We start from the raw sequence: 20,462 nt of genomic DNA on the forward strand, positions 1-20,462 counted from the left end.
TGCACTGTCCCAAACCGAAACGTTCCGGTTAAGGACTCGCAAACCATACGCCAGTCGGTGTGGCGCCTACTTCTTCCCGAAGACGTCCATGATGCTCATGATCGCGGGCCCGAGGATCATCAGGAACAGCACCGGCAGGAAGAACATGATCATCGGCACGGTCAGCTGAGCCGGCAGGGCGGCGGCTTTCTTTTCGGCGGCCGAGAGGCGCAGTTCGCGGTTTTCCTTGGCCATCACGCGCAGGGCGGTGCCCAGGGGCGTGCCGTAGCGTTCGGCCTGGATCATGGCGGTGGCCACCGACTTGATGCCGGGATGGTTGGTCCGGCGCGCCAGGTTCTCGTAGGCCAGGCGGCGGTCGGGCAGGTAGGACAGCTCGGCGGTCAGCAGGGACAGCTCCTCGGCCAGCTCCATCGACGAGGCGCCGACTTCCGAGCCGACCTTCTGGATGGCCGCCTCGATCGACATGCCGCTTTCCACGCAGATCAGCAGCAGGTCCAGCGCGTCCGGGAAGGCGGCGACGATCGACTCACGGCGCTTCTGGGCGATGTTGCTGATGTAGACGTTCGGCGCGTAGTAGCCGAGCGCCAGGAAGCCCACGCAGAAGCAGACCTTCTGGATGGGCAGCAGGCCAAAGCCGTTGATGACGTACAGATAGAACGCCGCCACGGCCGCGCAGGCGAACGGCATGATGAAGCGGAAGAAGTAGAAGGTCGACACGGGGCGCGGCCCGCGAAAGCCGGCCTGGGCCAGCTTGTCGACGACCTTGGGATCCTCCAGCAGCCGCGACAGCTGCAGGCGCTCGACGACATTCTTGTAGAGGCCTTCGTCGGTGTGGCGCAGCGTGCCGCTGCCCGGACCGGTGCGCGCGGCGATGTTCTGGCGCGACTTGCGGCGCAGTTCCTCGCGGCGGTTGGCCACCGACTTCAGGCGGCCTTCCAGGTTGTTGTCGCGCATCGCCGGCGCGGCCAGGGTGATGATCGTGGCGAACACCACCAGGGCGATGAACGCCGTCAGCAGGTTCGACGGGTCGGTCAGGGTGTCGACGATGTTCACGCGGCCCTCCCCTAGAATTTGAAGTTGATCATCTTGCGCATCACGAAGATGCCCATGGTCATCAGGGTGGCGCCGGCCAGCAGCATGAGGTGGCCGCGCGGATCGGTGAACATCGGCTTCATGTAGGACGGCGACGTCACGGTGATCAGGGTGACCACGCCCGGCGGCATGCAACCGATGATGAAGGCCGAGGCGACCGCTTCGGCGGAGAGCGCCTTGATCTTCTCCTTCATCAGCTTGCGCGCGCGCAGCACCGTGGAAAGATTGCCCAAGGCTTCGGCCAGGTTGCCGCCGGTCTTCTGCTGGATGGCCAGCACGATCGAGAAGAAGCGCAGCTCGTTGGTCGGCATGCGCTCGTACATCTTCTCCAGGGCCGCATCCATCGGCACGCCCATGGCCACGTTCTCGGTCAGGGTGCGGAACTCGCCGGCCAGGGGCTCGGGGCATTCCTTGCCGATGATCTTCAGGCAGTCGTGGACCGGCAGGCCCGACTTGATGCCGCGCACGATGATGTCGACGGCGTCGGCGAAGGCCTCGGTGAACTTCTTGGTGCGGCTGGTGGCCAGGAAACCCAGCACCCAGCGCGGCAGGCCCGCGCCGGCGGCGAAGCCCGCGCCCAGGGCGACCAGGGGCAGCTGGCCCAGCAGCAGGATGATCAGGGCCACGAACACGCCCAGCACGCCGCTGATGATCCAGAACATGCGGACGTTCTGGCCCAGGCCCGCGGCCTGCATGCGCGCGCCGATGCTCAGCGACGCCTTCTTCTGCTTGCGCTCCTGGTCCTTCAGGGACTTGAGGATGGCCTGGCGACGAGCGTCGGGCGTGTTGGCCGCGGCCTTGGCGCGGACGCTGGCCTGGCGCTCGCCGCCGTGGGCGATGAGCTGGGCGCGCTTGGCCGCCTTGGCCGAGCCGCTGTCGCCGCCGGCGAAGGCGAAGCCGAGGCCCGCGATGGTGATGAAGCCCAGGATCCCGGCCAGGATGAACAGCATGACCGCCTACTCCGCCGCGTCGAGGGCTTCGGCCAGCTCGCGCTCCAGGCCGTAATAGCGGGCGCGATCCCAGAAGCGCGGGCGGGCGATGCCGGTCGAGCGGTGCTTGCCCACGACCTTGCCGTCGGCGTCCTCGCCGGTGATCTCGTAGACGAAGAGGTCCTGGGTGACGATCACGTCGCCTTCCAGGCCGACCACCTCGGTGATGTGGGTGATGCGGCGGCTACCATCGCGCAAGCGCGCCGCTTGGACGATGACGTCGACCGAGCCGACGATCATCTCCTTGATGGTCTTCGAGGGCAGGCCGTAGCCGCCCATGGTGATCATGCTCTCGATACGGCTGATGGCTTCTCGCGGGCTGTTGGCGTGCAGCGTGCCCATCGAGCCGTCGTGGCCAGTATTCATGGCCTGCAGGAGGTCGAACGCCTCCGGGCCGCGGACTTCGCCGACGATGATGCGTTCGGGACGCATCCGCAGACAGTTCTTGACCAGATCGCGCATGGTGACCGCGCCGGAGCCTTCCAGGTTTGGCGGCCGGGTTTCCAGGCGCACCACGTGCGGCTGCTGCAGCTGCAGTTCGGCGGCGTCCTCGCAGGTCACGACCCGCTCGGTGGGGTCGATGAAGGCGGTCATGGTGTTGAGCAGGGTGGTCTTGCCCGAACCGGTGCCCCCCGAGATGACGATGTTGCAGCGGCAGGCGCCGATGACGCCCAGGACCCGCGCCCCTTCCGGGCTGATGGAGGCGTACTCCACCAGGTTCTTCATCGTCAGCTTGTCCTTCTTGAACTTCCGGATGGTCAGGGTCGGACCGTCCAGAGCCAAGGGGGGCGCGATGACGTTAACGCGGCTGCCGTCCGGCAGGCGAGCGTCGCAGATCGGCGAGCTTTCGTCGACGCGGCGGCCGACCTGGCTGACGATCCGCTGGCAGATGTTCATCAGCTGGAGATTGTCGCGGAAGCGGACATTGGTCAGCTGGACCTTGCCGCCCACTTCGATGAACACCCGGTGCGCGCCATTGACCATGATGTCGGCGATGTCGTCGCGGGCCAGCAGCGGCTCCAGCGGGCCGTAGCCGAGGACGTCGTTGATGATGTCCTGGACCAGGTGCTCCTGCTCGGACACCGACATCGAGACGTTCTTGATCGCCACCAGTTCGGCGACGATGTCGCGGATCTCTTCCGCCGCCGCCTTGATGTCGAGCTGGGCCAGCTGGCTCAGGTCGATGGTGTTCAGCAGGGCGTTGAAGATCGTGGTCTTGGTGGCGTGATAGTAGTCGCTCTGCTCGCGGACGATATTGGTCGTCTGGGCGGCGGCGACGCCTTGGGCGGCGCGCAGTTGGTCCAGGCCCGCCGTCGCCTTGGGCGCTGGGCCCCCTTTTGAAGGACTGTTGACCTTGGGAGCAGGCGCTTTCGGTTCGGCGGGGGCCGGCTCGACCCGTTGCGGGCGCGTGGCGATAGGCGCGCCGCCCGCCGGAGCGGGGGGCGGCGCCTTCTGGTCGGCGGGGGCTGACTGATCGCGCTTGCCGAACATCTACTTCTTCTTGAACAGGCCCGAGAGCATGGATGTCTTCTGGGGCGCCGGAGGCTCGCGCCGGCTGATCAGACGAGCCAGGTGCTCCAGACCCTCGGCCGCCTTCGACTTGGGCGCCACCTCGGCCAGCATCTGGCCGTTGTTGGCCGCCAGGCCATAGGGCTTGGGATCGAACGGCAACACCAGCGAAGGCTGGACGCCCAGGGCCTCGCCGAAGTCCTTGACGGGGATTTCGGGACGGCCGGGCACGCCGACCTGGTTCAAGACGAGGCGTGGCGGCACGTCGTTGGGCCGCGAGCCCTTGACCAGGTCGATGATGTTCTTGGCGTTGCGCAAGCTGGCCAGATCCGGCGTGGCCACCACGACCAGCTCGTCCGAGCCGACCAGCACGCGGCGGGTCCAGGCGCCCCAGACGTGCGGGATGTCCAGCACCACGAAGGGCGCGGCGCCGCGGATCTTCTGGGTCACTTCCTCATAGGCGTCGGCGTTGATCTCGTAGTCATCGTCCAGCGAGGCCGGAGCGGCGAACAGCGAGAGGCGATCGCCGCAGCGGACCATCATGCGGTCCATCAGCACCGGGTCCAGGCGGTCGGGCTGGCTCAGCGCGTCCAGCATGCCCTGCAAGGGATCCTGGTTGAAGTCGAGGCCGGCGGTGCCGAAGGCCAGATCCAGGTCGGCCAGCACGGTGGCCGTCTGCATCTTCTCGGCCATCGACCAGGCGAAGTTGTGCGCCAGGGTCGAGGCCCCCACCCCGCCCTTGGCGCCGACGAAGGCGATCTGGCGGCCGATGAACGGCGCGGCCGGGTCGGCATACAGCGCGCCGACCGCGCGGATCACCTGAAGGGGCGACAGCGGCTGGGTCAGGTATTCGCTGACCCCGCGGCGGATCAGCTCCCGGTACAGGGCGATGTCGTTGGTCTGGCCGACCACGACCACCTTGGTGCCCGGGTCGCAGACCTGGGCCAGGCTGTCGAGCAGGTGCAGCAGACGCTGGGCGGTGTCGGTGGTCTCGACCATGACCAGCGAGGGCGTCGGCTGGTTCTGGTAGTACTCGACGGCCGCTTCCAGGCCGCCGTCGCGGACGATGGTCGAGGCGCGAGCCATGCGACGATCGGCGGCGGCGTGCTCGATCAGCGCCATCGTCTCGGGACGGGCGCAGAAGGCGTGCAGGGTGATGCGCGGGATCACCGCCTCGCCCAGGCCGCTGTCGGCGATCGGCTCGTGATAGACCGGCTCGGCGGCGGCCGGCGGGACCTTGGGCGCGATGGCCAGGTCGCGGTCTTCATAGCTGGCGGCGGCCGGTGGCGGCGCGCGCTGCGGCTGTTGTTGCGCCGGACGCTGCTGTTGTTGCGGACGCGTGACCGGCGGCGGCGCCGTCTGCCCGTGCCTTTGCGGGGCGCGGGGGGGCGGAGCGTCGTCGCGCGGACGGGCCGGCGGAAAGTCGGCGAACGGATCGTCGAAACCGCCCGCCGGGGTCAGCGAGGGCGCGGCCGAGCGCCAGGGATCGGACGCGCCGGTCGTGAACTCGTCGGCGGCGTCGAAGCCCAGGTCGAAAGGATCGTTGTCTGTCGGGCGCATTACGGGATCGCCTTCGAGATCGTGCCGCTGGACGAGTCTTCCTTCGCGGAACTGGTGACCTCGCCCTTGCGGTACTTGCCCAGGATCACGTCGCGCCGGCCCGGATCGGCCGGATCCGTGTCGCGCGGCCGGATCAGGTCCTCGGGGTTGGCGACCTGGGCGGCCATGTTCGCGGCCATGGCGCAGCCGAAGTTGTCGTAGGCGGTGTTGTTGCGGGTCGCCGTCAGGTTCTCCCAGCGCTGGCCGCACTTCAGCGGTTCGGCCTCGTAGCGAAGGAAACCGACGCGGATGACGTCGTCCTCGGGCCCCGTCGGATTGAAGCCGACAATCCGCACCCGCGCGCCGAGGCTGACCAGGCGGTCGCGGATCTGCGTGGCCATGAGGCCCGACGCATTCGGCGCGGTGACCAGCAGCTCGCGGCCCTCGGCCTCGAGCCAGCGGCGGTGCAGGTCTTCCAGGGCGGCCGACTGGTTGGCCGACAGGCCGGTGGCGTGCGGCGCCAGTACGATCTCGTCCGGAGCGGAGCTGACCTTGATCTTGTCCACCCACTGCTGGGTTTCGGTGGCCGCGGTCTTGGATGGCCCCTGGTCGGACGGCGCCGAGGCGCAGCCGGCCAGCCCGGCGAGGGCGGCGATCAGCAGGCCGGTTCCGAGGCCGGTCTTCAGGACGGTCTGGACGATGGGCTTGTGCGTCATGGCGCGTCCTACTCGATCACGTAGCCGACCGGGCCCTGATAGGCGCGCCCGGAATTGGCGCCAGACGGCGCCTTGACCACCTTGTTGAGCCGGCCCAGCAGGACCGTGCTCATGTCGTTGGCGAAATCCAGGCCGTCGGCCGGGGTCTGCAGATTCTGCGGACGGGTGGGGTCCACGATGTACGGGGTGACGATGATCACCAGCTCGGTCTGGCCGTTCTGGAAGTCGCGCGAGCGGAACAGCGTGCCCAGGATCGGCAGGCTGGTCATGCCCGGCAGCGAGTCGATCGTCTGCTTGGTGGTCTGCTGAAGCAGGCCGGCGATCATGAACGAACCGCCCGACGGCAGTTCGACCGTGGTCTCGGCGCGGCGGACCGACAGGCCCGGCACGACCAGGCTGGCGGCGTTGCCGGTGGACACCGAGAAGGCGCCCAGGTTGGTCAACTCCGAGATCTCGGTGCTGATCTTCAGCGAGATCCGGCCGCCCGACAGCACCACCGGGGTGTAGCCCAGGCCCACGCCATAAGGCTTGAATTCGATCGAGATCTTGCCGGTCTCGTCCTGTCCGGTGGGGACCGGGAATTCGCCGCCGACCAGGAAGTTGCCCTTCTCGCCCGACACGGCCGTCAAGTTCGGCTCGGCCAGGGTGCGCATCAGGCCCACCCGCTCGAACGCCTGGACCATGCCCTTGGCCGAGTTCAGGCCGGCGCTGCCGGCTGTGTCGCGGATCGTGGCGGTGTCGCCATTCGCATAGACGCTAGTATCGCGCACGACGCCGTAGCACGTGCCCGTGATGCCCGCCCCGCAGGGGATGATCATCTGAGGCTGCTTGGTGGTGTCAGTGAAGTAGCCGCCGGTGATCCCGCCTAGCAGGCTGCCGTTGACGCCGAAGGTCGGCGTCATGCCGAACTTATACTGGGTCTCGCCCAGCTGGCCCAGCACCGCGCTGGTGTCGAAGCCCAGTTGCTTGACGATGTTGCGCTGCACCTCGACGATGCGGACCTGCAGCATCACCTGGTCCTTGCCGGCGATGCTCAGCATGTTGAGCACCTTTTCCGGCGCGCCGACGAACTGGGCGGCGATGCGCGCGGCGGATTCCGACTCCGACGCGTTGCGCACCATGCCGGTCAGCACCACGCTGTCGCGGATGGGCTGCACGCGGATCTTGGCGTTGGGCAGGACGCTGTTCAGCGTATCGGCCAGCTGGTCGACGGGCGCGGTCACCCGGATGTTCAGCGACACGATGCGGCGGCCGGTGGCGTCGAAGAACGCCGCGTCCGTCGTGCCCTGTTCCAGGCCGACCACATAGATGCGGCGCTTGTCGCGCAGCACGGCGTCGGCAATGAGCGGGTTGGTGACCAGCAGGTCGCGGACGTCGGTCGGCAGCTCGATGATCGCCGACTTGCCCTTGGCCAGCTCGACGGCGGCCGCGTTCTGGTCGGCGGTCAAGGTGATGCGCACCACCTGCTCGGACGGCGACGGGGCGTAGACCGACGCGAGCGGCGGCGGGGCCGGACGCGAGACGCGGGCGGGGGGGCGGTAGACGTGCGAGCCGCCCACCGGGCCGTCGGCGAACGCCGGCGCGGTCCAGGAGAGGGCCAGCATGGCGGCCACGGGGACCGTCAGGCGTTTTCTGGTCATGTTCGCTTTCACCGGGCGGCTCATGGGCGCACCGCCACGCTGGTGGTCTGACCGCCGCGGTTGATACGGACGGTGGAGTCGTCTTGAGCGGCCGGGCGCGTCATGCCCGAGGGACCGCCCAGGTCGGTATAGGCGCGCAGGGCCAGCGAGACGGCGCCGGCCGCCTTGGCGCGGGCCAGGGCCTCGGCCTCGACCGGACCCACCTCGAGGGTGGCGGTGGCCGCGACGATGGACTTGGCGTCCTTGTCGGCGGCGGTGCTCTGGTCCAGCGCCAGCACGCGGATGTTCTGCAGGACGGTCTCGGCGACGACCGTCTTGCCCGAGGCGTTCTCGGTCGAGGTGTTCTGGACGTCGCGGGTCATCAGCACGTCGACGCGGTCGCCGGGTAGGATGAAGCCGCCCACGGCGGTGTCGGAGGTGACCTGCACGGCCATCGCCCGCTTGCCCGGGGTCAGCACGACCGAGAGGTAGCCGCCCTCCCCGCCACGCACGATCTTGCGGTTGGTGATCGGCTCGCCGGTCAGGATCGGGTCGCGAACGATCGCGCCCTCGACCACCTTGGCCGGATCGCCGCCAATCATCTGGTCGGCGGTGTTGGCCAGACTGGCCTTCGCGGCCTCGACCTTGCCGTCGGGCGTGGCGGGCGCCGCGCCATTGGTGATGAAGGCGGTGCTTATTGAATCAGAGGGCCAGGCCTGCCAGGCGACGTCGGCGGCCACCAGGCGCGTGCCGATCGGCAGATCGCGCTTGGCCACCAGGACCTGGGTCATGGGCTTGCCCGGCGCCGCGGCGGGCGCGGCCCGGGCCGTCGGCGCGGCGGGCTTGCCGCCCAGCGCCTTCTGCAGGACCACGGCGAGGCCGATGGCCGAGATGGCGGCGACCAGGACGATCAGGAGGCGAACGGGGCTCATGGCGCGGGCTGAAACTCAAGGGTGAGCCGAACGGACGCCTTCAGGCGAACACGCACGATTCGTCAGTCAGCCTTTCTGGCCACGCCCCATGGTCGCTCGCGCATGGTTAACGGGCGCTAAAAGTTTTTGCGTCGAAAGCCGGCTGGCGCGCGACAGGCTGTCGCGGGACGAGTCGGGCGAGCGCGGCCGCAACCGCCGCGTGCAGGCTGTCTAACCCAGGAGTCCGTGCGCCAGCGGGCTTCGCGGGAAAGCCGCCAGGGCGCCGATCGCGATGGCGACGCCGTAAGGCAGGTCGCCGCCGTTCGTCCCCAATTTGCGTAGCCAAGTGGGACCGCCGGCCACGGCCGGGGCCAGCCAGCCCGAACGCAGGGCCAGGATGGCGAAGGTCAGGGCGCCGCCGGCCAGGCCCGTATAGAGCATGAACGGCAGGGCGGCGGGCCAGCCCAGCCACAGGGCGCAGGCCGCGAACAGCTTGCCGTCGCCGCCGCCGATCCAGCCGGCCGCGAACATGCCCATGCCCATCAGGAGGCCGACGAAACCCACGGCCGCGCACAGGCCGACCTCGCCCAGCGGCGCGCCGACGGCCAGGGCCGCGATCGGAAAGGCGCCGATCAGGGCCAGGGAAACCCAGTTGGGGATCGTGTAGCTGGTCAGGTCCTTCAGCGCCCCGACAATGGCCAGGGCCGGAAAGACCAGCAGCAGCGAGATCTGAAGAGCCTGCATGGCGAAAACGCGCCTCGTTTGGATCGCTTCATTGTGGGACAGGCGGGTGAAGCAAACGTTGAGCCCGCGCCCGCTCTCCCGAAAAACGAAAAAGGGCCGAGGCACGGCCTCGACCCTTTCCGTTTTCGAGCGTGCGTTAGATCCGATCAGGAGCCAGCGGCGGCCGTTTCCGTGGCGGCCTTGTCGAAGGCGCCAGAGATATTCGTGCCCAGCGTGGTCACCGCACCGACGATGATCACCGCGATCAGCGCGACGATCAGACCGTATTCGATGGCGGTGGCGCCGGATTCATCTTGAGCGAAGGCTTTGAGCAGGCGCGTCATGAACGCAGTCTCCGAGAGGTTGAACCAACGGCGCGACAATAGGTCGCCGGCAGTGAATCGAACCCTAGAGTTGTCGGTTAACCAGCCGCTCAACCTAAAGAAATTAGCGCTAGCGGCGAGTATTCCGCGCTAATCGCGCTACGGACAAAGACTTGAAAGCAAAGAAAAAGGGCCGAGGCGTTAGCCTCGACCCTCTTTTTTCGAGCGTGCGAAGGTTCTTATTACGAACCAGCGGCCGTCGTCGCCGTCGCGGCCTTTTCGAAGGCGCCCTTGATGTTGCTGCCGAGGGTCGTGACGGCGGTCACGATGATCACCGAGATCAGGGCGACGATCAGGCCGTATTCGATGGCCGTGGCGCCCGATTCATCCTTCAGGAAGCGAGTGACGAACTTGGTCATGACTTGGTCTCCTAAACCAGAGCTAGTTGATTTGAGGCTCTCAAGCCGTTCGACTTGCTCACCCCCGAAAACACGATCAATTTCGCCCAGCGCACTTAATGCTGAGTAAACATCGAATAGTTTTCGGCGATTTTCTTTTGGTTTATTTGTATTTACCATTACTTGTTCTTAACCACACCCATCCCGAGACCTCTCAAACCCTTTGGAATCAAGGCTTTTCTCAAGCGACGCTTGGACGCACACAGCCGCGCTTTAGTCTTTTGTTGACCAAACAAAGTGATGCTGGGGAACGTTCGGATCCGAGATCGGAAACTTCCATGCGCCGCCTTTCGCTCTCCATCGCCGCCGCCCTGACCTTCTGGGGCGTCGCGAACGCCCAGACCCTACCCGTCCGCGCGACGCCCACGAGCGCGGCGAACGCGACGGTCGACCTGCCGGTCGCCGCCGGCCAGGCCTCGTACCTCAGCATGGGCGGCGCGGTGCGCGACATCGTGGTCGGCGACCCGACCATCGCCGACGTCAGCGTCGTCAACGACCGCACCCTGGTGGTGCTGGGCAAGAAGCCGGGCGTGACCAGCCTGCTGGCCTTCGGTCCCGGCGGCCGCGCGCTTGCCGATCGCCAGATCGTGGTGTCGGAGAACGGCGGCGGCAGCGTCACCGTCTATCGCGGCAACAGCGCCAGCAACTATGCCTGCGCGGCTCAGTGCACCCGCCTGGGCTCCCCGGCCCCCGCCGCCGGCGCGCCGGCCGCTCCCGGCACGCCGTAGCGCCCCCGCGTACGCGGGCGCGCGCCTAACCAGTGGTTAGGATCGTTCGGCTAGTCTTTCCTCGACCGACCCGTCCGGGTCCGAACGGAATCTCGCCTGATGGCCCGTCTTCTCGCCCACGCCAGGACCCGGCTGGCCCGCATGGCCGGCCGTTTCGCGCGCGCCGAGCGCGGGGCCACCGCCGTCGAGTTCGCCCTCGTTGGCATACCCTTCCTGATGCTGATCTTCGCGATCATCGAGCTGGGCCTGGTGTTCCTGGTCTCCATCACCCTGGAGACCGCCGTCGCCGACGTCGGCCGCACCATCCGCACCGGCCAGGTCCAGACCGCCGGCGGCACGGCCTCCACCTTCAAGACCGCCGTCTGCAACAAGCTCAGCTGGCTGGGCTCCAAGTGCCAGGGGGCGCTGCAGATCGACGTGCGCACCTTCAGCGACTACGCCAGCACCAACACCTCGTCCGCGAACCTGAACGTACCCACCACCATGAACTGGGATCCAGGCTCGCCAGGTTCAATCGTGCTGGTCCGCGCCTACTACACTTGGCCGCTGATCACGCCGTTGCTGACCACCGGCCTGCAATCGGCCAACGGCAAGCGGATCATCTACGCCGCCACCGCCTTCTCCAACGAGCCCTACCAATGAGCGCGCCGCGCCTGAAGGGCTTCTGGCGCAGCCGCCGCGGCGCGACCGCCGTGGAGTTCGCCCTGATCGCCCCGGTGCTGATCACCCTGTACTGCGGCATGGCCGAGCTGACCCAGGCCATGATGGCCCAGCGCCGCCTGTCCAACCTGGCCTCGGCCATCGGCGACCTGGTGGCCCAGAGCAGCCAGACCGGCCCGTTGAAGACCGCCGACATCTTCAAGATCGGCGACACCATCATGTCGCCGTTCCCGACCACGGGGCGGCTAAAGATGTGTCTGGTCAGCGTCGCCTCGGACTCGAAAGGCAAGGACACCGTCGCCTGGTCCAAGGCCTCGGTCTCCGGCATGGCCAATTGCCCTTCCCAGGGCGCCGTGCTGACCGACGTCCCCGTCGGCGTGCTGCCGGCCAACCAGAGCGTGATCCTGGCCCGCGTCAGCTACAACTACACCTCGGCCATCAAACTGGTCCTGCCGGCCGGCATGACCTTCAACCGCACCTACTATCTGCGCCCGCGCAAGACCGACTCGGTGCTGTGGAACACGGCGAGCTGAGCGAGCTCCTCCACCAACGGGTGCGGCGCGAAGTCCCTCTCCCCAAGCCGCGACACTTCCCGGACCCCGATCAAGCTGTTGGTCAGGAAGATCGTCTCCGCCGACTCCAGCGCTTCCACGCCCACCGCGACCTCTTCCACCGCCCGGAGCGCCATCAGTCGCGCCCGGGTGACGCCCGCCAGGACGCCGCAGTCCAGGCGCGGGGTGTAGAGGCGGCCAGCCTTGATCCAGAACAGGTTCGCGGCGGCGGCGCAGGCGAGCTCGCCGCGGTTGTTCAGCATCACCGCCTCGTCGGCGCCGGCCGCGCGGGCCTCGGCGCGGGCCAGGACGTTGTCGAGATAGCTCAGGGTCTTCAGACGCGACGCCGGTGAGCCTTCGTTGCGGCGGGCGGTCGCGACGATAACCGTGGCGGGCGCGGTCACCGGGGCCGAGGGCGCGGCCTTGGCGAACAGGATCGGGGCCGGGGCGGCGGGACGGTCCAAGCCTCGGCCGCCCGAGCCGGCGGTCAGGGTCAGGCGGACGGCGAACCGGCCCTCCTCCGGCACGGCCTCGCGCGCCACCCGCTCGGCTTCATCGCGGTCGAACGGCAGGTTCAGGGCTTCGCAGCCGGCGGCCATGCGGTCGAGGTGAGCGGCGAGGCGCGGCAAGTGGCCATCGACCGCCAGCAGGGTCTCGAACAGGCCGTCGCCCAGGAGGAGACCACGATCATCATGTGGGATCATTCCGTCAGGGCCTTCTTCAGGGCGGCGATCTTGGCTTCGGTTTCCAGGCGTTCGCCGCGCGGATCGCTGTCGGCGACGATGCCGGCTCCGGCGCGCGCTTCCAGCCGCCAGCCTTCCGCGTCCTGGACGAGGCCGACGGTGCGGATCAGCACGCTCGAGTCGAACGCCCCGTCGAACCCGGCCCAGAACAGCGAGCCGCAATAGGGACCACGCGGCGGCTCCAGCCCGGCGATCACCTTCATGGCCTGGACCTTGGGCGCGCCGGTGATCGAGCCCGGCGGGAAGCTGGCCCGTAGCAAGTCGGCGACGGTGCGGCCATCGGCCAGTTGGCCGGTCACCGTCGAGACCAGATGGTGGACGTTGGCGAAGCTTTCGACCTTGAACAGCTCGGGCGCCTTGACGCTACCCGGCGGCGACACGCGCGCCAGGTCGTTGCGCATCAAATCCACGATCATCAGGTTCTCGGCCCGATCCTTGTCGCTGGCCAGCAGCTCGGCGGCGAGGGCCCGGTCTTCAGCGGCGTCGCGGCCGCGCGGGCGGGTGCCCTTGATCGGCTTGGTCTCGATCGCCCCGGACGGGTCCAGCTTGAGAAAGCGCTCGGGCGAGTTCGACACCAGGGCGCGGCCCGGCAGGCGCAGATAGGCCGAGAACGGCGCCGGGCTTTGGGCGCGCAGACGAACGAACAGGTCGAACGGGTCGGCGCCGGCGGAGAGGCGACCGGTCCAGGCGCGGGCTATATTGGCCTGGAAGATCTCGCCGTCGACGATGCGGTCGACCACCTGGGCCACGGCGGTCTGGTACGCCTCGCCATCGGAGGCGACGAGGTCGGCGCACAGCGGGCCGGCGCGTTCGGGGCGGTTCGGTGTCGGAGCGTCCAGCCAGGCCAGGGCGGCGCGGGCGCGCTCGGCGGCCTCGGCGTCAGTCTCGCCGCGGCCGACCGCGACCACCCGCCGCGCGTGGTGGTCGAAGGCCAGCAGGGCCGGATAACGCGCGCAGATCAGGTCCGGCCAGTCGGTGCGGCCAAGGCCCAGACTTTCGACCCTGTCGCCCAGTTCGTAGGCGGCCAGGCCCACGACGCCGCCCTGGAACGGTGGGCCTTCCGGGTCCCCCGCCGCCTTCGAACCGATCAGCTCGGCGAGCCTCGTGAAGGGGTCAGCGGCGTCGGCGGCCGCGAGGCTGAATGTCGCGTCCGGCGCGCGCAGCAGATACGACCACCTGCCCTGCCCGCCCGTGACCAGGGCGCACGCGTACGGCTCATCCCGGAACGGAGCCAGCGCCCAGACCGGCTCGCGCCAGGGGGCGGTGAGGAGGGCGACGCGGCGCATGGGGGCGGGTGTAGCAGGCGCCGCCGCCCCCCTCCACAGCCGATGACTAGGCCTCCCGTCCCCCGCCCTTCACCGTGAACAGCCCGACCAGCCCCAGCGCCAGCAGGCCCGCGATCGGGATGAAGCCCGCGACCTGGCTGGCGAACGTCTTGGTGGCCAGGGCCACCAGCAGCGAGCCCAGCCACATGGTCGCCGTGCCCGACAGCGAGAACAGGCCGAAGAAGGCGGCCATGCGGTCCGGCGGGGCCAGGCGCACCAGCAGCGTCCGACTCGAGGCGTACTGGGCCGTGACGAACACGGCGATCAGCAGGCCCATGCCCAGATAGATCAGCTCCGGCAGGGTGCGAAACAGCGGGCCGTTCCAGACGACCGGATGGGTCGACGCCTCCCAGGTCCAGAAGAACAGGATCTTCTCGCGGCCCATGCCCAGCGTGCCCAGCAGCACCAGGATACACATGCCGACCTCGACCTGGATCGCCCGCCGGGGGCCCAGTGTCTTGTCGAACCACGGCGCGATCAGGCCGCCCAGCACGCCGAAGATCGACAGCGAAACGCCGTAGGCCAGCATCTCCAGCTCGCCCCACTGCATCAACCCGGCCGCGAACAGGCCGCCGAAGATCAGCAAGGCCGTCATGCCGTCGCAATAGAGCATGCGCGCGCCCAGGAACTTGGCGACATCGGCATGGCCCTTGAGGTTGGCGAAGGTGTCGAGGATCAGCCGCACGCCTTCCTTCAGCGAGGCGATCAGCGACACGCCGGTGCGCGGCGCGTCGCGGGTCCACAGGAAGAACGGGATGGCGCCCAGCAGCATGACCGCGCCAGCCAGCGGTCCGACGATGCGGCTGGGCTCGTGCGCGGTCTGGCTGAGGCCCAGCAGCGGCGAGGCCGGCACGAACGACCACGGCACGACGCCGGGCAGCACGAAGGCCCACATCACGAAGATCAGCAGGGACACCGACAGCGCGTTGGCGGCCGCGTAACCCAGGCCCGAAAGCACCGGCTCCTGGCCCTTTTCGGCCGAGCGCGACAGCAGCGAGTTCTGCAGCACGTCGCCGCAGTTATAGGCCACGCCCAGGACGATCAGGGCCAGGCCGACCAGGCCTACCGAGAGCCCGCCAGGGCTGGCGAACCACAGCGCGAACAGGATCGGGACCATGATCACCAGGATCGCGGCCATGAACGGCTTGCGTGGCCCGAACCGCTCGATCGACGCGCCCAGGATCGGCGCGAACACGGCGGTCAGCAGGCCATAGACGGTGGAGATGTCGGCGACGGCCGCCTGGCCTCTCACCGGATCGCCGATCAGCACGCGCGAGAAATAGGGCGCGAAGACGTAGATGGTGATCAGGATGACATAGGGGTCGCGCGTGCCCTGATGCAGGATCCAGCTGAGCGCGCCGCGGGAGAGCTTCTGTTTGGGGGCGGGTATTAGAACATCGTCGCCCGCGACATCGCTCATGCCCGGAGCCGCGCCCGCCAACTCGCTCATGCCACAACCCTGATGATGCTCGGCCCTCTGCCGGGGCCGTCACGAGAGGCTGGACCTTAAACGGGCGTTTGTCACCTTACGGATTTGGGTTCCTTTTCCCCTCGCGGGAGAGGGAGAATTCTAGGCGAGAATATGAACGCGAACGGCCTCCCGCGTGGCCGCGTCCAGCCCCACCACCTGCTCTAGATAACCGTCCAGCGACCCGTGCTCCGCCTTGATGACCTCGAAGGCCGCCGCGAGATAGCGCGCCTCGACGCCCATGGCCGCGCGCATGGCGGCCTCATCCGGACGGCGGCCGGTCATCTGCTGAATGTGGTCCATGAACATCGCGCCGCGCCGGTCGAAGCGGGTCGGGTCGTTGGTCAGCAGGTAGTCGTCGATGACGTCGTCGTCGCCCACGCCGGCGATGTGGTGGGTCAGGGCCGCCAGCACGCCGGTGCGGTCCTTGCCCGCCGCGCAGTGGATCAGCGCCGGGCCTTTCGCTTCGGCCAGCGCCAAGAAGAAGCGGCGGAAGAGGTCGATGTGCCGTTCCTTGAACGGCAGGCGGCGATAATACTCGTCCATGTAGTCGTGGACCGAGGCCTCGGTGAGATCGGTGCTGGTGATGAACTCCAGCCAGGGATCCGTCCCCGTCACGCCCAGGTCATTATCGATCACTTGCGCCGCGAAGCCCGTCCAGCGGCGCGAGGGCGAACGCTCGCGCTCGTTGGGCCGGCGCAGGTCGACCAGGGTGACGATGCCCAGGGCGGCCAGGGCCTGGAGGTCTTCATCGGTGGCCTCGGCCTGGTGGGCGGCCCGGAACAGCACTCCCTTCTTCAGCCGTCCCGCCCCCGCGGCGTAGTCGCCGAAATCACGGAAGTTCTCGACGCCTTGGAGGGAGATGTGCCGAGTCATGTCTATTTCCTGAGTAGCGGCTGCAGCCGATCCTGGATCGGCTGGTCGATATAGGTGTGGAACAGCCATGCCGCGCCGTAGGCGACCGGGAAGCCGGCCAGCCACATCAGCCACTGCCAGCCGATGCCGATCGGCACGGTGTCGATCAACTCGTGGACGGCGCTCCAGTAGATCACCCCGACGAAGATGTGGGTGATGAACAGGGCGAACGAGAGCTTGGCGCCCTCCTCGATCCACGCGCGGGGACGCTTGACCGGCAGACGGCCGGCGCCCAGCACGATCATGGCGATAGCCAGCAGCGACGGGGCGTCGAACAGCCACTGGTCGGGCAGGGCGTAGCGGTCAAGCGGCTGGGTGACCACCAGCAGGGCGACGCCGCCCCATAGCAGGGCCCTGGCCATCGGCTCCGAGGGCCAGCGCATGTCGACCGCGCGCGCCAGGCAGACGCCGAGGATAAAGAGCGGCAGAGCCCGCACCACGCCGTACTGGAAGGGCAGGTCGGGCAGCGGGTGGTGGAAGACCTTGCGGGCGATGATTTCGAACACGCCCAGGATCACGGCGGCGCCGGCCGGCAGCAGCCAGGCGTGACGCACCTTGCTGACCGTCTTCCAGAAGAACGGGAACAGCGCGTAGCAGACGATCAGCGCCGACAGCGACCAGCTGGGCAGGTTCCAGCCATCGCTGGGGAAGCCCCAGGCGTGGATCAGCAGGGCCTGGGTCGGCAGTTGATCCCAGGCGAAGCGGGAGGGCTTGTGGGCGTCGGTGCCGATGGTGTTGAGCAGGAGGACCAGCACGGCCAGCATGGCCAGCACCACCAGGTGCCCCGGCCAGACGCGCGCGGCGCGGCGCGCCCAGAAGCGCGGCGGGCTGACCTTGCCGCTCAGCACCGAGCCGCCATAAGCCCGGCCCAGCACATAACCCGACAGCATCAGGAAGAAGTCGGTGGCCAGGAACCCGCGCGAGAACACCTGGCCGAAGCGCTCGATCCGCATCGGGCTCTCGGCGCCATAGTGGTAGACGACGATCAGCAGCGAGGCGAGGAAACGCAGGAAGTCCAGCGGCCCGCCGCGCACGGCGTCCTTGCCGGGCCTGAAGCCGACAGGCTCCGCATCGGGCGTCTCACCCGAAGGATTCTGGGAAAGCGGGACGGTCACGAGGGTGGCCATAGCAAAGGCGCCGCCCCCCGAAAAGCCGTCGCTGGCGCATCGTCTTGCGGTATGGCGTCACGGCCACTATCTGCAACTTCTACTGTTTCTGATAGGTCACGCCATGTCTCGCATGCCCGTCCTGTTCGTCGGCCACGGCTCGCCGATGAACGCCATCGAGGACAATGCCTGGAACCGCGACTGGGCGCGGCTGGGCGTCGAACTGCCGCGCCCCAAGGCCGTGCTGATGATCAGCGCCCACTGGGAGACACGCGGCGCCTCGGCGGTGAGCGCCTCGATCGCGCCCGAGACCATCCACGACTTCGGCGGCTTCCCGCAGGCGCTGTTCGACGTCCAGTACCGCGCGTCGGGTGATCCAGTTCTGGCGGCGCGGGTGGTCGAGCTCTTGTCGCCCGATCCGGTCGTGCAGCATCCGACGCGGGGTCTCGACCATGGCGCCTGGGGCGTGCTGAAGCCGATGTATCCGCGCGCCGACGTGCCGGTGGTGCAGCTGAGCCTGGATCGCGGCCGCTCGGACCGCTGGCACTACGAGGCCGGGCGCCGGCTCGGCGTCCTGCGCGACGAAGGCGTGCTGATCGTAGGCAGCGGCGACATCGTCCATAACCTGCGAGCGGCCGACTTCCGCCGGCCCGAGGCCCCGGAATGGGCGGATCGGTTCAATGAGGCGGCCAAGGCGCTGATCTTGGCCGGGGATCATGATCCGCTGATCGACTGGCGGAGTTTGGGTCCGGACGCCGAGGCGTCGATCAACAGCGCCGAGCACTATCTGCCGCTGCTTTATGTGCTAGGGGCGCAGGACAAGGGCGAACCCGTCGGCTTCTTCACCGACGAGGTGTTCGCGGCGATTTCGATGACGGGCGTCAAGGTCGGCTGATCTCTCCCTTCCCCCTTGATGGGGGAAGGGTCGGGGATGGGGGTGATGCGGCGGTTCAACTGCCCACGCCGTAGTCACCCCCACCTAACCCTCCCCCATCAAGGGGGAGGGCTTTCTTTGGCTACAGCGCCTCAGCCGCCTTCTTCGCCGCCGCCTCGCGCTCCTCCATCCCCTTTCCGTAAATCCCGCTCACCCGCCGCAGCACCGCCTCCGGCGCCGTCTCCGGTCGCCCGGCGTTGAACGGCGGGTCCGGCGCGTACTCCACCGCCAGCTGGATGCTCTGGGCCATGTCGTCGCCGGCCAGCTCCGCCACCATGGTCAAGGCGAAGTCGATGCCCGCCGTCACCCCGCCGCCGGTGATATAGCGCCCGTCCCGCGCCACCCGCGACGGATCCGGGATCGCGCCGAACAACGCCAGCTGATCGCGCCACGCCCAGTGGCAGGCCGCCCGCTTGCCCTTCAGCAGCCCCGCCGCCGCCAGCACCAGCGAGCCGGTGCAGACCGAGGTCACATACCTGGCCCCATCCGCCAGCCGCCGGATCTCGGCGATGAAGTCCATGTCGCCCATGGCCTCGGTGGTCCCGAAACCGCCCGGGACCAGCAGCACATCGCACGCCTCGATGTCCGACAGCTTGGGCAGGCGCGCGAAGACCAGGCCGTCGGCCTCGATCTCGCCGCCGGCGAGGCTGGCCGCCGTCACCTTGGCGCCGGGCAGGCGGCACAGGATCTGGTGCGGGCCGGTGAAGTCCAGGTGGGTCACGCCGGGAAAAAGCGCGATCACGATTTGTAGAGGCTGGCTCATACGATGGTCTCCGTCATGATTGCGGAGAGAACATGGTTCGGTTAGCGTCCGTCTGAAATGACATAGTTCCCACGGTTTCAGCCACAGGTCTTTGGCATGGCCCGCGCGATCGGCTTCCTCGTCTATCCAGGCTTCCAGTTGCTGGACGCCACCGGCCCCATCGCGGCCTTCGAGATCGCCGGGCGGCTGTCGCCGGGGGCGTACGCTCTGCATTTCCTGTCGCTGAACGGCGGGCTGACGCCCAGTTCCTCGGGCGTGGTGATCCAGACCACCGCCCTCGCCGACTGCCCGCGCCTGGACACCCTGCTGATCTCCGGCGGTGACGGGGTGAAGGTTCCGGCCACCTGCGACGCCACCCTGGCCTTCGTGCGCGAAGCGGGTCGGCTGTCGCGGCGCGTGGCCAGCGTGTGCTCGGGGACCTACGTCCTGGCCGAGGCGGGCCTCTTGGACGGCAAGCGCGCCACCACCCACTGGAGCCGGACCCAGGACTTCCAGCGCCGTTATCCAAACATCCGCCTGGAGCCCGACCGGATCTTCATCCAGGACGGCGCGATCTGGAGTTCGGCCGGGATCACCGCCGGCATCGACCTGGCCCTGGCCCTGATCGGCGCCGACGAGGGCGAGGCCATCGCCCGCCGCACGGCCCAGCAGCTGGTGGTCTATCACCACCGCCCCGGCGGCCAGTCGCAGCACTCGGCCCTGATCGACCTGCGCCCGGGCCGCTTCGACGCCCTGCTGTCCTGGGCCCGGCAGAACCTGGCCGAGACGCTCAGCGTCGAACAGCTGGCCGACCGCGCCGCCATGAGCCCGCGCAACTTCGCCCGCCTGTTCGCCCACGAGACTGGCGTCACCCCGGCCAAGGCCGTCGAGCGCCTGCGGGTCGAGGCCGCTCGCGCCCTGCTCGACAGCGGCCCGCTTCAGGTCGAGGACGTGGCCCTGGAAACCGGCTTCGGCGACAGCGAGCGCATGCGCCGCGCCTTCATCCGCGCCTATGGCCAGCCCCCCCAGGCGCTGCGGCGCGCGGCGAAGGCGGGGTGACAGCTAGGGCGTACATTTCGGACATAGTTTCGCAACACGCGGCAAGGATCGTGGCCTCGATCGAGGGACATCGATCCTTGGAGGACATCATGTCCGTCATGAAACTGCTGAGCGTCGCGGTCATCGCGGCCTCGGCCCTGGTCGTCAGCGCGCCCACCGTCGCCGACGCCCACGACCGGTACGGTCGCGATGGTCGATACGATCGCCATGACCGCTATGACCGTGGGCGTTACGACCGCGTGCGTTACGATCGCGGCCGCCATCACCGCGGCCACAAGGTGAAGGTCTGCCACCGCGAATGGCGCCACGGTCACCGCGAGCGCGTCTGTTACTGGACCTGGCGGTAGTTCGC

At 68.4% G+C, this 20,462-nt stretch carries 22 protein-coding genes; 6 read left to right on the forward strand and 16 right to left on the reverse strand.

Annotated elements, in window-relative coordinates; all coding sequences use genetic code 11:
* Window positions 1-66 precede the first annotated feature (66 nt).
* From ACW173_RS01965 to ACW173_RS02010, 10 genes are all read right to left on the reverse strand, one after another.
* Entirely contained in the window at window positions 67-1,071 is a 1,005-nt protein-coding gene (locus ACW173_RS01965; RefSeq protein WP_492085866.1) for a type II secretion system F family protein, read from the reverse strand.
* Window positions 1,065-2,042 (reverse strand): type II secretion system F family protein, encoded by a 978-nt coding sequence (locus ACW173_RS01970; protein ID WP_492083211.1) that lies wholly within the window; start codon window positions 2,040-2,042, stop codon window positions 1,065-1,067. Before ACW173_RS01970 ends, ACW173_RS01965 begins: the two co-directional genes overlap by 7 nt.
* Before the next feature lie 6 nt (window positions 2,043-2,048).
* Entirely contained in the window at window positions 2,049-3,572 is a 1,524-nt protein-coding gene (locus tag ACW173_RS01975) for a TadA family conjugal transfer-associated ATPase (protein WP_492083212.1), read from the reverse strand.
* The gene (locus ACW173_RS01980) at window positions 3,573-5,150 is read right to left on the reverse strand and encodes an AAA family ATPase (RefSeq protein ID WP_492083213.1); all 1,578 of its coding nucleotides are present in this window, start codon (window positions 5,148-5,150) and stop codon (window positions 3,573-3,575) included.
* Window positions 5,150-5,845, reverse strand: a complete 696-nt coding sequence (locus tag ACW173_RS01985) for a CpaD family pilus assembly lipoprotein (protein ID WP_492083214.1) — start codon at window positions 5,843-5,845, stop codon at window positions 5,150-5,152. The genes ACW173_RS01980 and ACW173_RS01985 overlap by 1 nt, the downstream gene beginning before the upstream one ends.
* A gap of 8 nt (window positions 5,846-5,853) precedes the next feature.
* A complete protein-coding gene (locus ACW173_RS01990; protein ID WP_492083215.1) occupies window positions 5,854-7,509 on the reverse strand; it encodes a type II and III secretion system protein family protein in 1,656 nt (551 codons plus the stop codon).
* Window positions 7,506-8,396: a Flp pilus assembly protein CpaB gene (gene cpaB, locus ACW173_RS01995; RefSeq protein WP_492083216.1), complete on the reverse strand. Its 891-nt coding sequence runs from the start codon at window positions 8,394-8,396 to the stop codon at window positions 7,506-7,508. The genes ACW173_RS01990 and cpaB overlap by 4 nt, the downstream gene beginning before the upstream one ends.
* A 210-nt stretch (window positions 8,397-8,606) precedes the next feature.
* The gene (locus ACW173_RS02000; RefSeq protein ID WP_492083217.1) at window positions 8,607-9,119 is read right to left on the reverse strand and encodes an A24 family peptidase; all 513 of its coding nucleotides are present in this window, start codon (window positions 9,117-9,119) and stop codon (window positions 8,607-8,609) included.
* Between the two features lie 146 nt (window positions 9,120-9,265).
* Window positions 9,266-9,442: a Flp family type IVb pilin gene (locus tag ACW173_RS02005; RefSeq protein WP_492083218.1), complete on the reverse strand. Its 177-nt coding sequence runs from the start codon at window positions 9,440-9,442 to the stop codon at window positions 9,266-9,268.
* A gap of 221 nt (window positions 9,443-9,663) precedes the next feature.
* A complete protein-coding gene (locus tag ACW173_RS02010; RefSeq protein WP_492083219.1) occupies window positions 9,664-9,840 on the reverse strand; it encodes a Flp family type IVb pilin in 177 nt (58 codons plus the stop codon).
* A gap of 317 nt (window positions 9,841-10,157) precedes the next feature.
* Here ACW173_RS02010 and ACW173_RS02015 point away from each other — a divergent pair, with 317 nt between their 5' ends.
* From ACW173_RS02015 to ACW173_RS02025, 3 genes are all read left to right on the forward strand, one after another.
* Entirely contained in the window at window positions 10,158-10,607 is a 450-nt protein-coding gene (locus ACW173_RS02015; protein ID WP_492083220.1) for a pilus assembly protein N-terminal domain-containing protein, read from the forward strand.
* A gap of 99 nt (window positions 10,608-10,706) precedes the next feature.
* A complete protein-coding gene (locus ACW173_RS02020; protein ID WP_492083221.1) occupies window positions 10,707-11,249 on the forward strand; it encodes a TadE/TadG family type IV pilus assembly protein in 543 nt (180 codons plus the stop codon).
* Entirely contained in the window at window positions 11,246-11,800 is a 555-nt protein-coding gene (locus tag ACW173_RS02025; protein ID WP_492083222.1) for a TadE/TadG family type IV pilus assembly protein, read from the forward strand. The genes ACW173_RS02020 and ACW173_RS02025 overlap by 4 nt, the downstream gene beginning before the upstream one ends.
* Here ACW173_RS02025 and ACW173_RS02030 read toward each other — a convergent pair.
* From ACW173_RS02030 to ACW173_RS02050, 5 genes are all read right to left on the reverse strand, one after another.
* Entirely contained in the window at window positions 11,749-12,522 is a 774-nt protein-coding gene (locus ACW173_RS02030) for an aminotransferase class IV (RefSeq protein WP_492083223.1), read from the reverse strand. The two genes, ACW173_RS02025 and ACW173_RS02030, sit on opposite strands and share 52 nt — an antisense overlap.
* On the reverse strand, window positions 12,519-13,847 hold the full coding sequence (gene pabB, locus ACW173_RS02035) for an aminodeoxychorismate synthase, component I (RefSeq protein WP_492083224.1): 1,329 nt from the start codon (window positions 13,845-13,847) through the stop codon (window positions 12,519-12,521). Before pabB ends, ACW173_RS02030 begins: the two co-directional genes overlap by 4 nt.
* Before the next feature lie 46 nt (window positions 13,848-13,893).
* On the reverse strand, window positions 13,894-15,336 hold the full coding sequence (locus ACW173_RS02040; RefSeq protein WP_492083225.1) for an MFS transporter: 1,443 nt from the start codon (window positions 15,334-15,336) through the stop codon (window positions 13,894-13,896).
* A 120-nt stretch (window positions 15,337-15,456) separates the two neighbouring features.
* A complete protein-coding gene (locus tag ACW173_RS02045; protein WP_492083226.1) occupies window positions 15,457-16,230 on the reverse strand; it encodes a tyrosine-protein phosphatase in 774 nt (257 codons plus the stop codon).
* 2 nt (window positions 16,231-16,232) lie between these two features.
* Entirely contained in the window at window positions 16,233-17,396 is a 1,164-nt protein-coding gene (locus ACW173_RS02050) for an acyltransferase family protein (protein WP_492083227.1), read from the reverse strand.
* Window positions 17,397-17,499: 103 nt separating this feature from the next.
* Between ACW173_RS02050 and ygiD the strand changes: the two genes are divergently transcribed.
* On the forward strand, window positions 17,500-18,270 hold the full coding sequence (gene ygiD / locus ACW173_RS02055; protein WP_492083228.1) for a 4,5-DOPA-extradiol-dioxygenase: 771 nt from the start codon (window positions 17,500-17,502) through the stop codon (window positions 18,268-18,270).
* Window positions 18,271-18,391: 121 nt separating this feature from the next.
* Here ygiD and ACW173_RS02060 read toward each other — a convergent pair whose 3' ends face one another.
* Entirely contained in the window at window positions 18,392-19,072 is a 681-nt protein-coding gene (locus ACW173_RS02060) for a DJ-1/PfpI family protein (RefSeq protein WP_492083229.1), read from the reverse strand.
* A 96-nt stretch (window positions 19,073-19,168) separates the two neighbouring features.
* Here ACW173_RS02060 and ACW173_RS02065 point away from each other — a divergent pair, with 96 nt between their 5' ends.
* Window positions 19,169-20,110: a GlxA family transcriptional regulator gene (locus tag ACW173_RS02065; protein WP_492083230.1), complete on the forward strand. Its 942-nt coding sequence runs from the start codon at window positions 19,169-19,171 to the stop codon at window positions 20,108-20,110.
* An 89-nt stretch (window positions 20,111-20,199) separates the two neighbouring features.
* Window positions 20,200-20,457, forward strand: coding sequence for a hypothetical protein (locus tag ACW173_RS02070; protein WP_492083231.1), 258 nt, complete (start codon window positions 20,200-20,202; stop codon window positions 20,455-20,457).
* The last annotated feature ends 5 nt before the right edge of the window (window positions 20,458-20,462 follow it).

It is taken from the genome of Caulobacter sp. ALps2, assembly GCF_058681635.1.

Coding starts and splice junctions, on each gene's coding strand:
- ACW173_RS01970 (WP_492083211.1), bottom strand. CDS start 2,042: ATGCTGTTCATCCTGGCCGGGATCCTGGGCTTCATCACCATCGCGGGC.
- ACW173_RS01975 (WP_492083212.1), bottom strand. CDS start 3,572: ATGTTCGGCAAGCGCGATCAGTCAGCCCCCGCCGACCAGAAGGCGCCG.
- ACW173_RS01980 (WP_492083213.1), bottom strand. CDS start 5,150: ATGCGCCCGACAGACAACGATCCTTTCGACCTGGGCTTCGACGCCGCC.
- ACW173_RS01985 (WP_492083214.1), bottom strand. CDS start 5,845: ATGACGCACAAGCCCATCGTCCAGACCGTCCTGAAGACCGGCCTCGGA.
- ACW173_RS01990 (WP_492083215.1), bottom strand. CDS start 7,509: ATGAGCCGCCCGGTGAAAGCGAACATGACCAGAAAACGCCTGACGGTC.
- cpaB (WP_492083216.1), bottom strand. CDS start 8,396: ATGAGCCCCGTTCGCCTCCTGATCGTCCTGGTCGCCGCCATCTCGGCC.
- ACW173_RS02000 (WP_492083217.1), bottom strand. CDS start 9,119: ATGCAGGCTCTTCAGATCTCGCTGCTGCTGGTCTTTCCGGCCCTGGCC.
- ACW173_RS02005 (WP_492083218.1), bottom strand. CDS start 9,442: ATGACGCGCCTGCTCAAAGCCTTCGCTCAAGATGAATCCGGCGCCACC.
- ACW173_RS02010 (WP_492083219.1), bottom strand. CDS start 9,840: ATGACCAAGTTCGTCACTCGCTTCCTGAAGGATGAATCGGGCGCCACG.
- ACW173_RS02015 (WP_492083220.1), top strand. CDS start 10,158: ATGCGCCGCCTTTCGCTCTCCATCGCCGCCGCCCTGACCTTCTGGGGC.
- ACW173_RS02020 (WP_492083221.1), top strand. CDS start 10,707: ATGGCCCGTCTTCTCGCCCACGCCAGGACCCGGCTGGCCCGCATGGCC.
- ACW173_RS02025 (WP_492083222.1), top strand. CDS start 11,246: ATGAGCGCGCCGCGCCTGAAGGGCTTCTGGCGCAGCCGCCGCGGCGCG.
- ACW173_RS02030 (WP_492083223.1), bottom strand. CDS start 12,522: ATGATCCCACATGATGATCGTGGTCTCCTCCTGGGCGACGGCCTGTTC.
- pabB (WP_492083224.1), bottom strand. CDS start 13,847: ATGCGCCGCGTCGCCCTCCTCACCGCCCCCTGGCGCGAGCCGGTCTGG.
- ACW173_RS02040 (WP_492083225.1), bottom strand. CDS start 15,336: ATGAGCGAGTTGGCGGGCGCGGCTCCGGGCATGAGCGATGTCGCGGGC.
- ACW173_RS02045 (WP_492083226.1), bottom strand. CDS start 16,230: ATGACTCGGCACATCTCCCTCCAAGGCGTCGAGAACTTCCGTGATTTC.
- ACW173_RS02050 (WP_492083227.1), bottom strand. CDS start 17,396: ATGGCCACCCTCGTGACCGTCCCGCTTTCCCAGAATCCTTCGGGTGAG.
- ygiD (WP_492083228.1), top strand. CDS start 17,500: ATGTCTCGCATGCCCGTCCTGTTCGTCGGCCACGGCTCGCCGATGAAC.
- ACW173_RS02060 (WP_492083229.1), bottom strand. CDS start 19,072: ATGAGCCAGCCTCTACAAATCGTGATCGCGCTTTTTCCCGGCGTGACC.
- ACW173_RS02065 (WP_492083230.1), top strand. CDS start 19,169: ATGGCCCGCGCGATCGGCTTCCTCGTCTATCCAGGCTTCCAGTTGCTG.
- ACW173_RS02070 (WP_492083231.1), top strand. CDS start 20,200: ATGTCCGTCATGAAACTGCTGAGCGTCGCGGTCATCGCGGCCTCGGCC.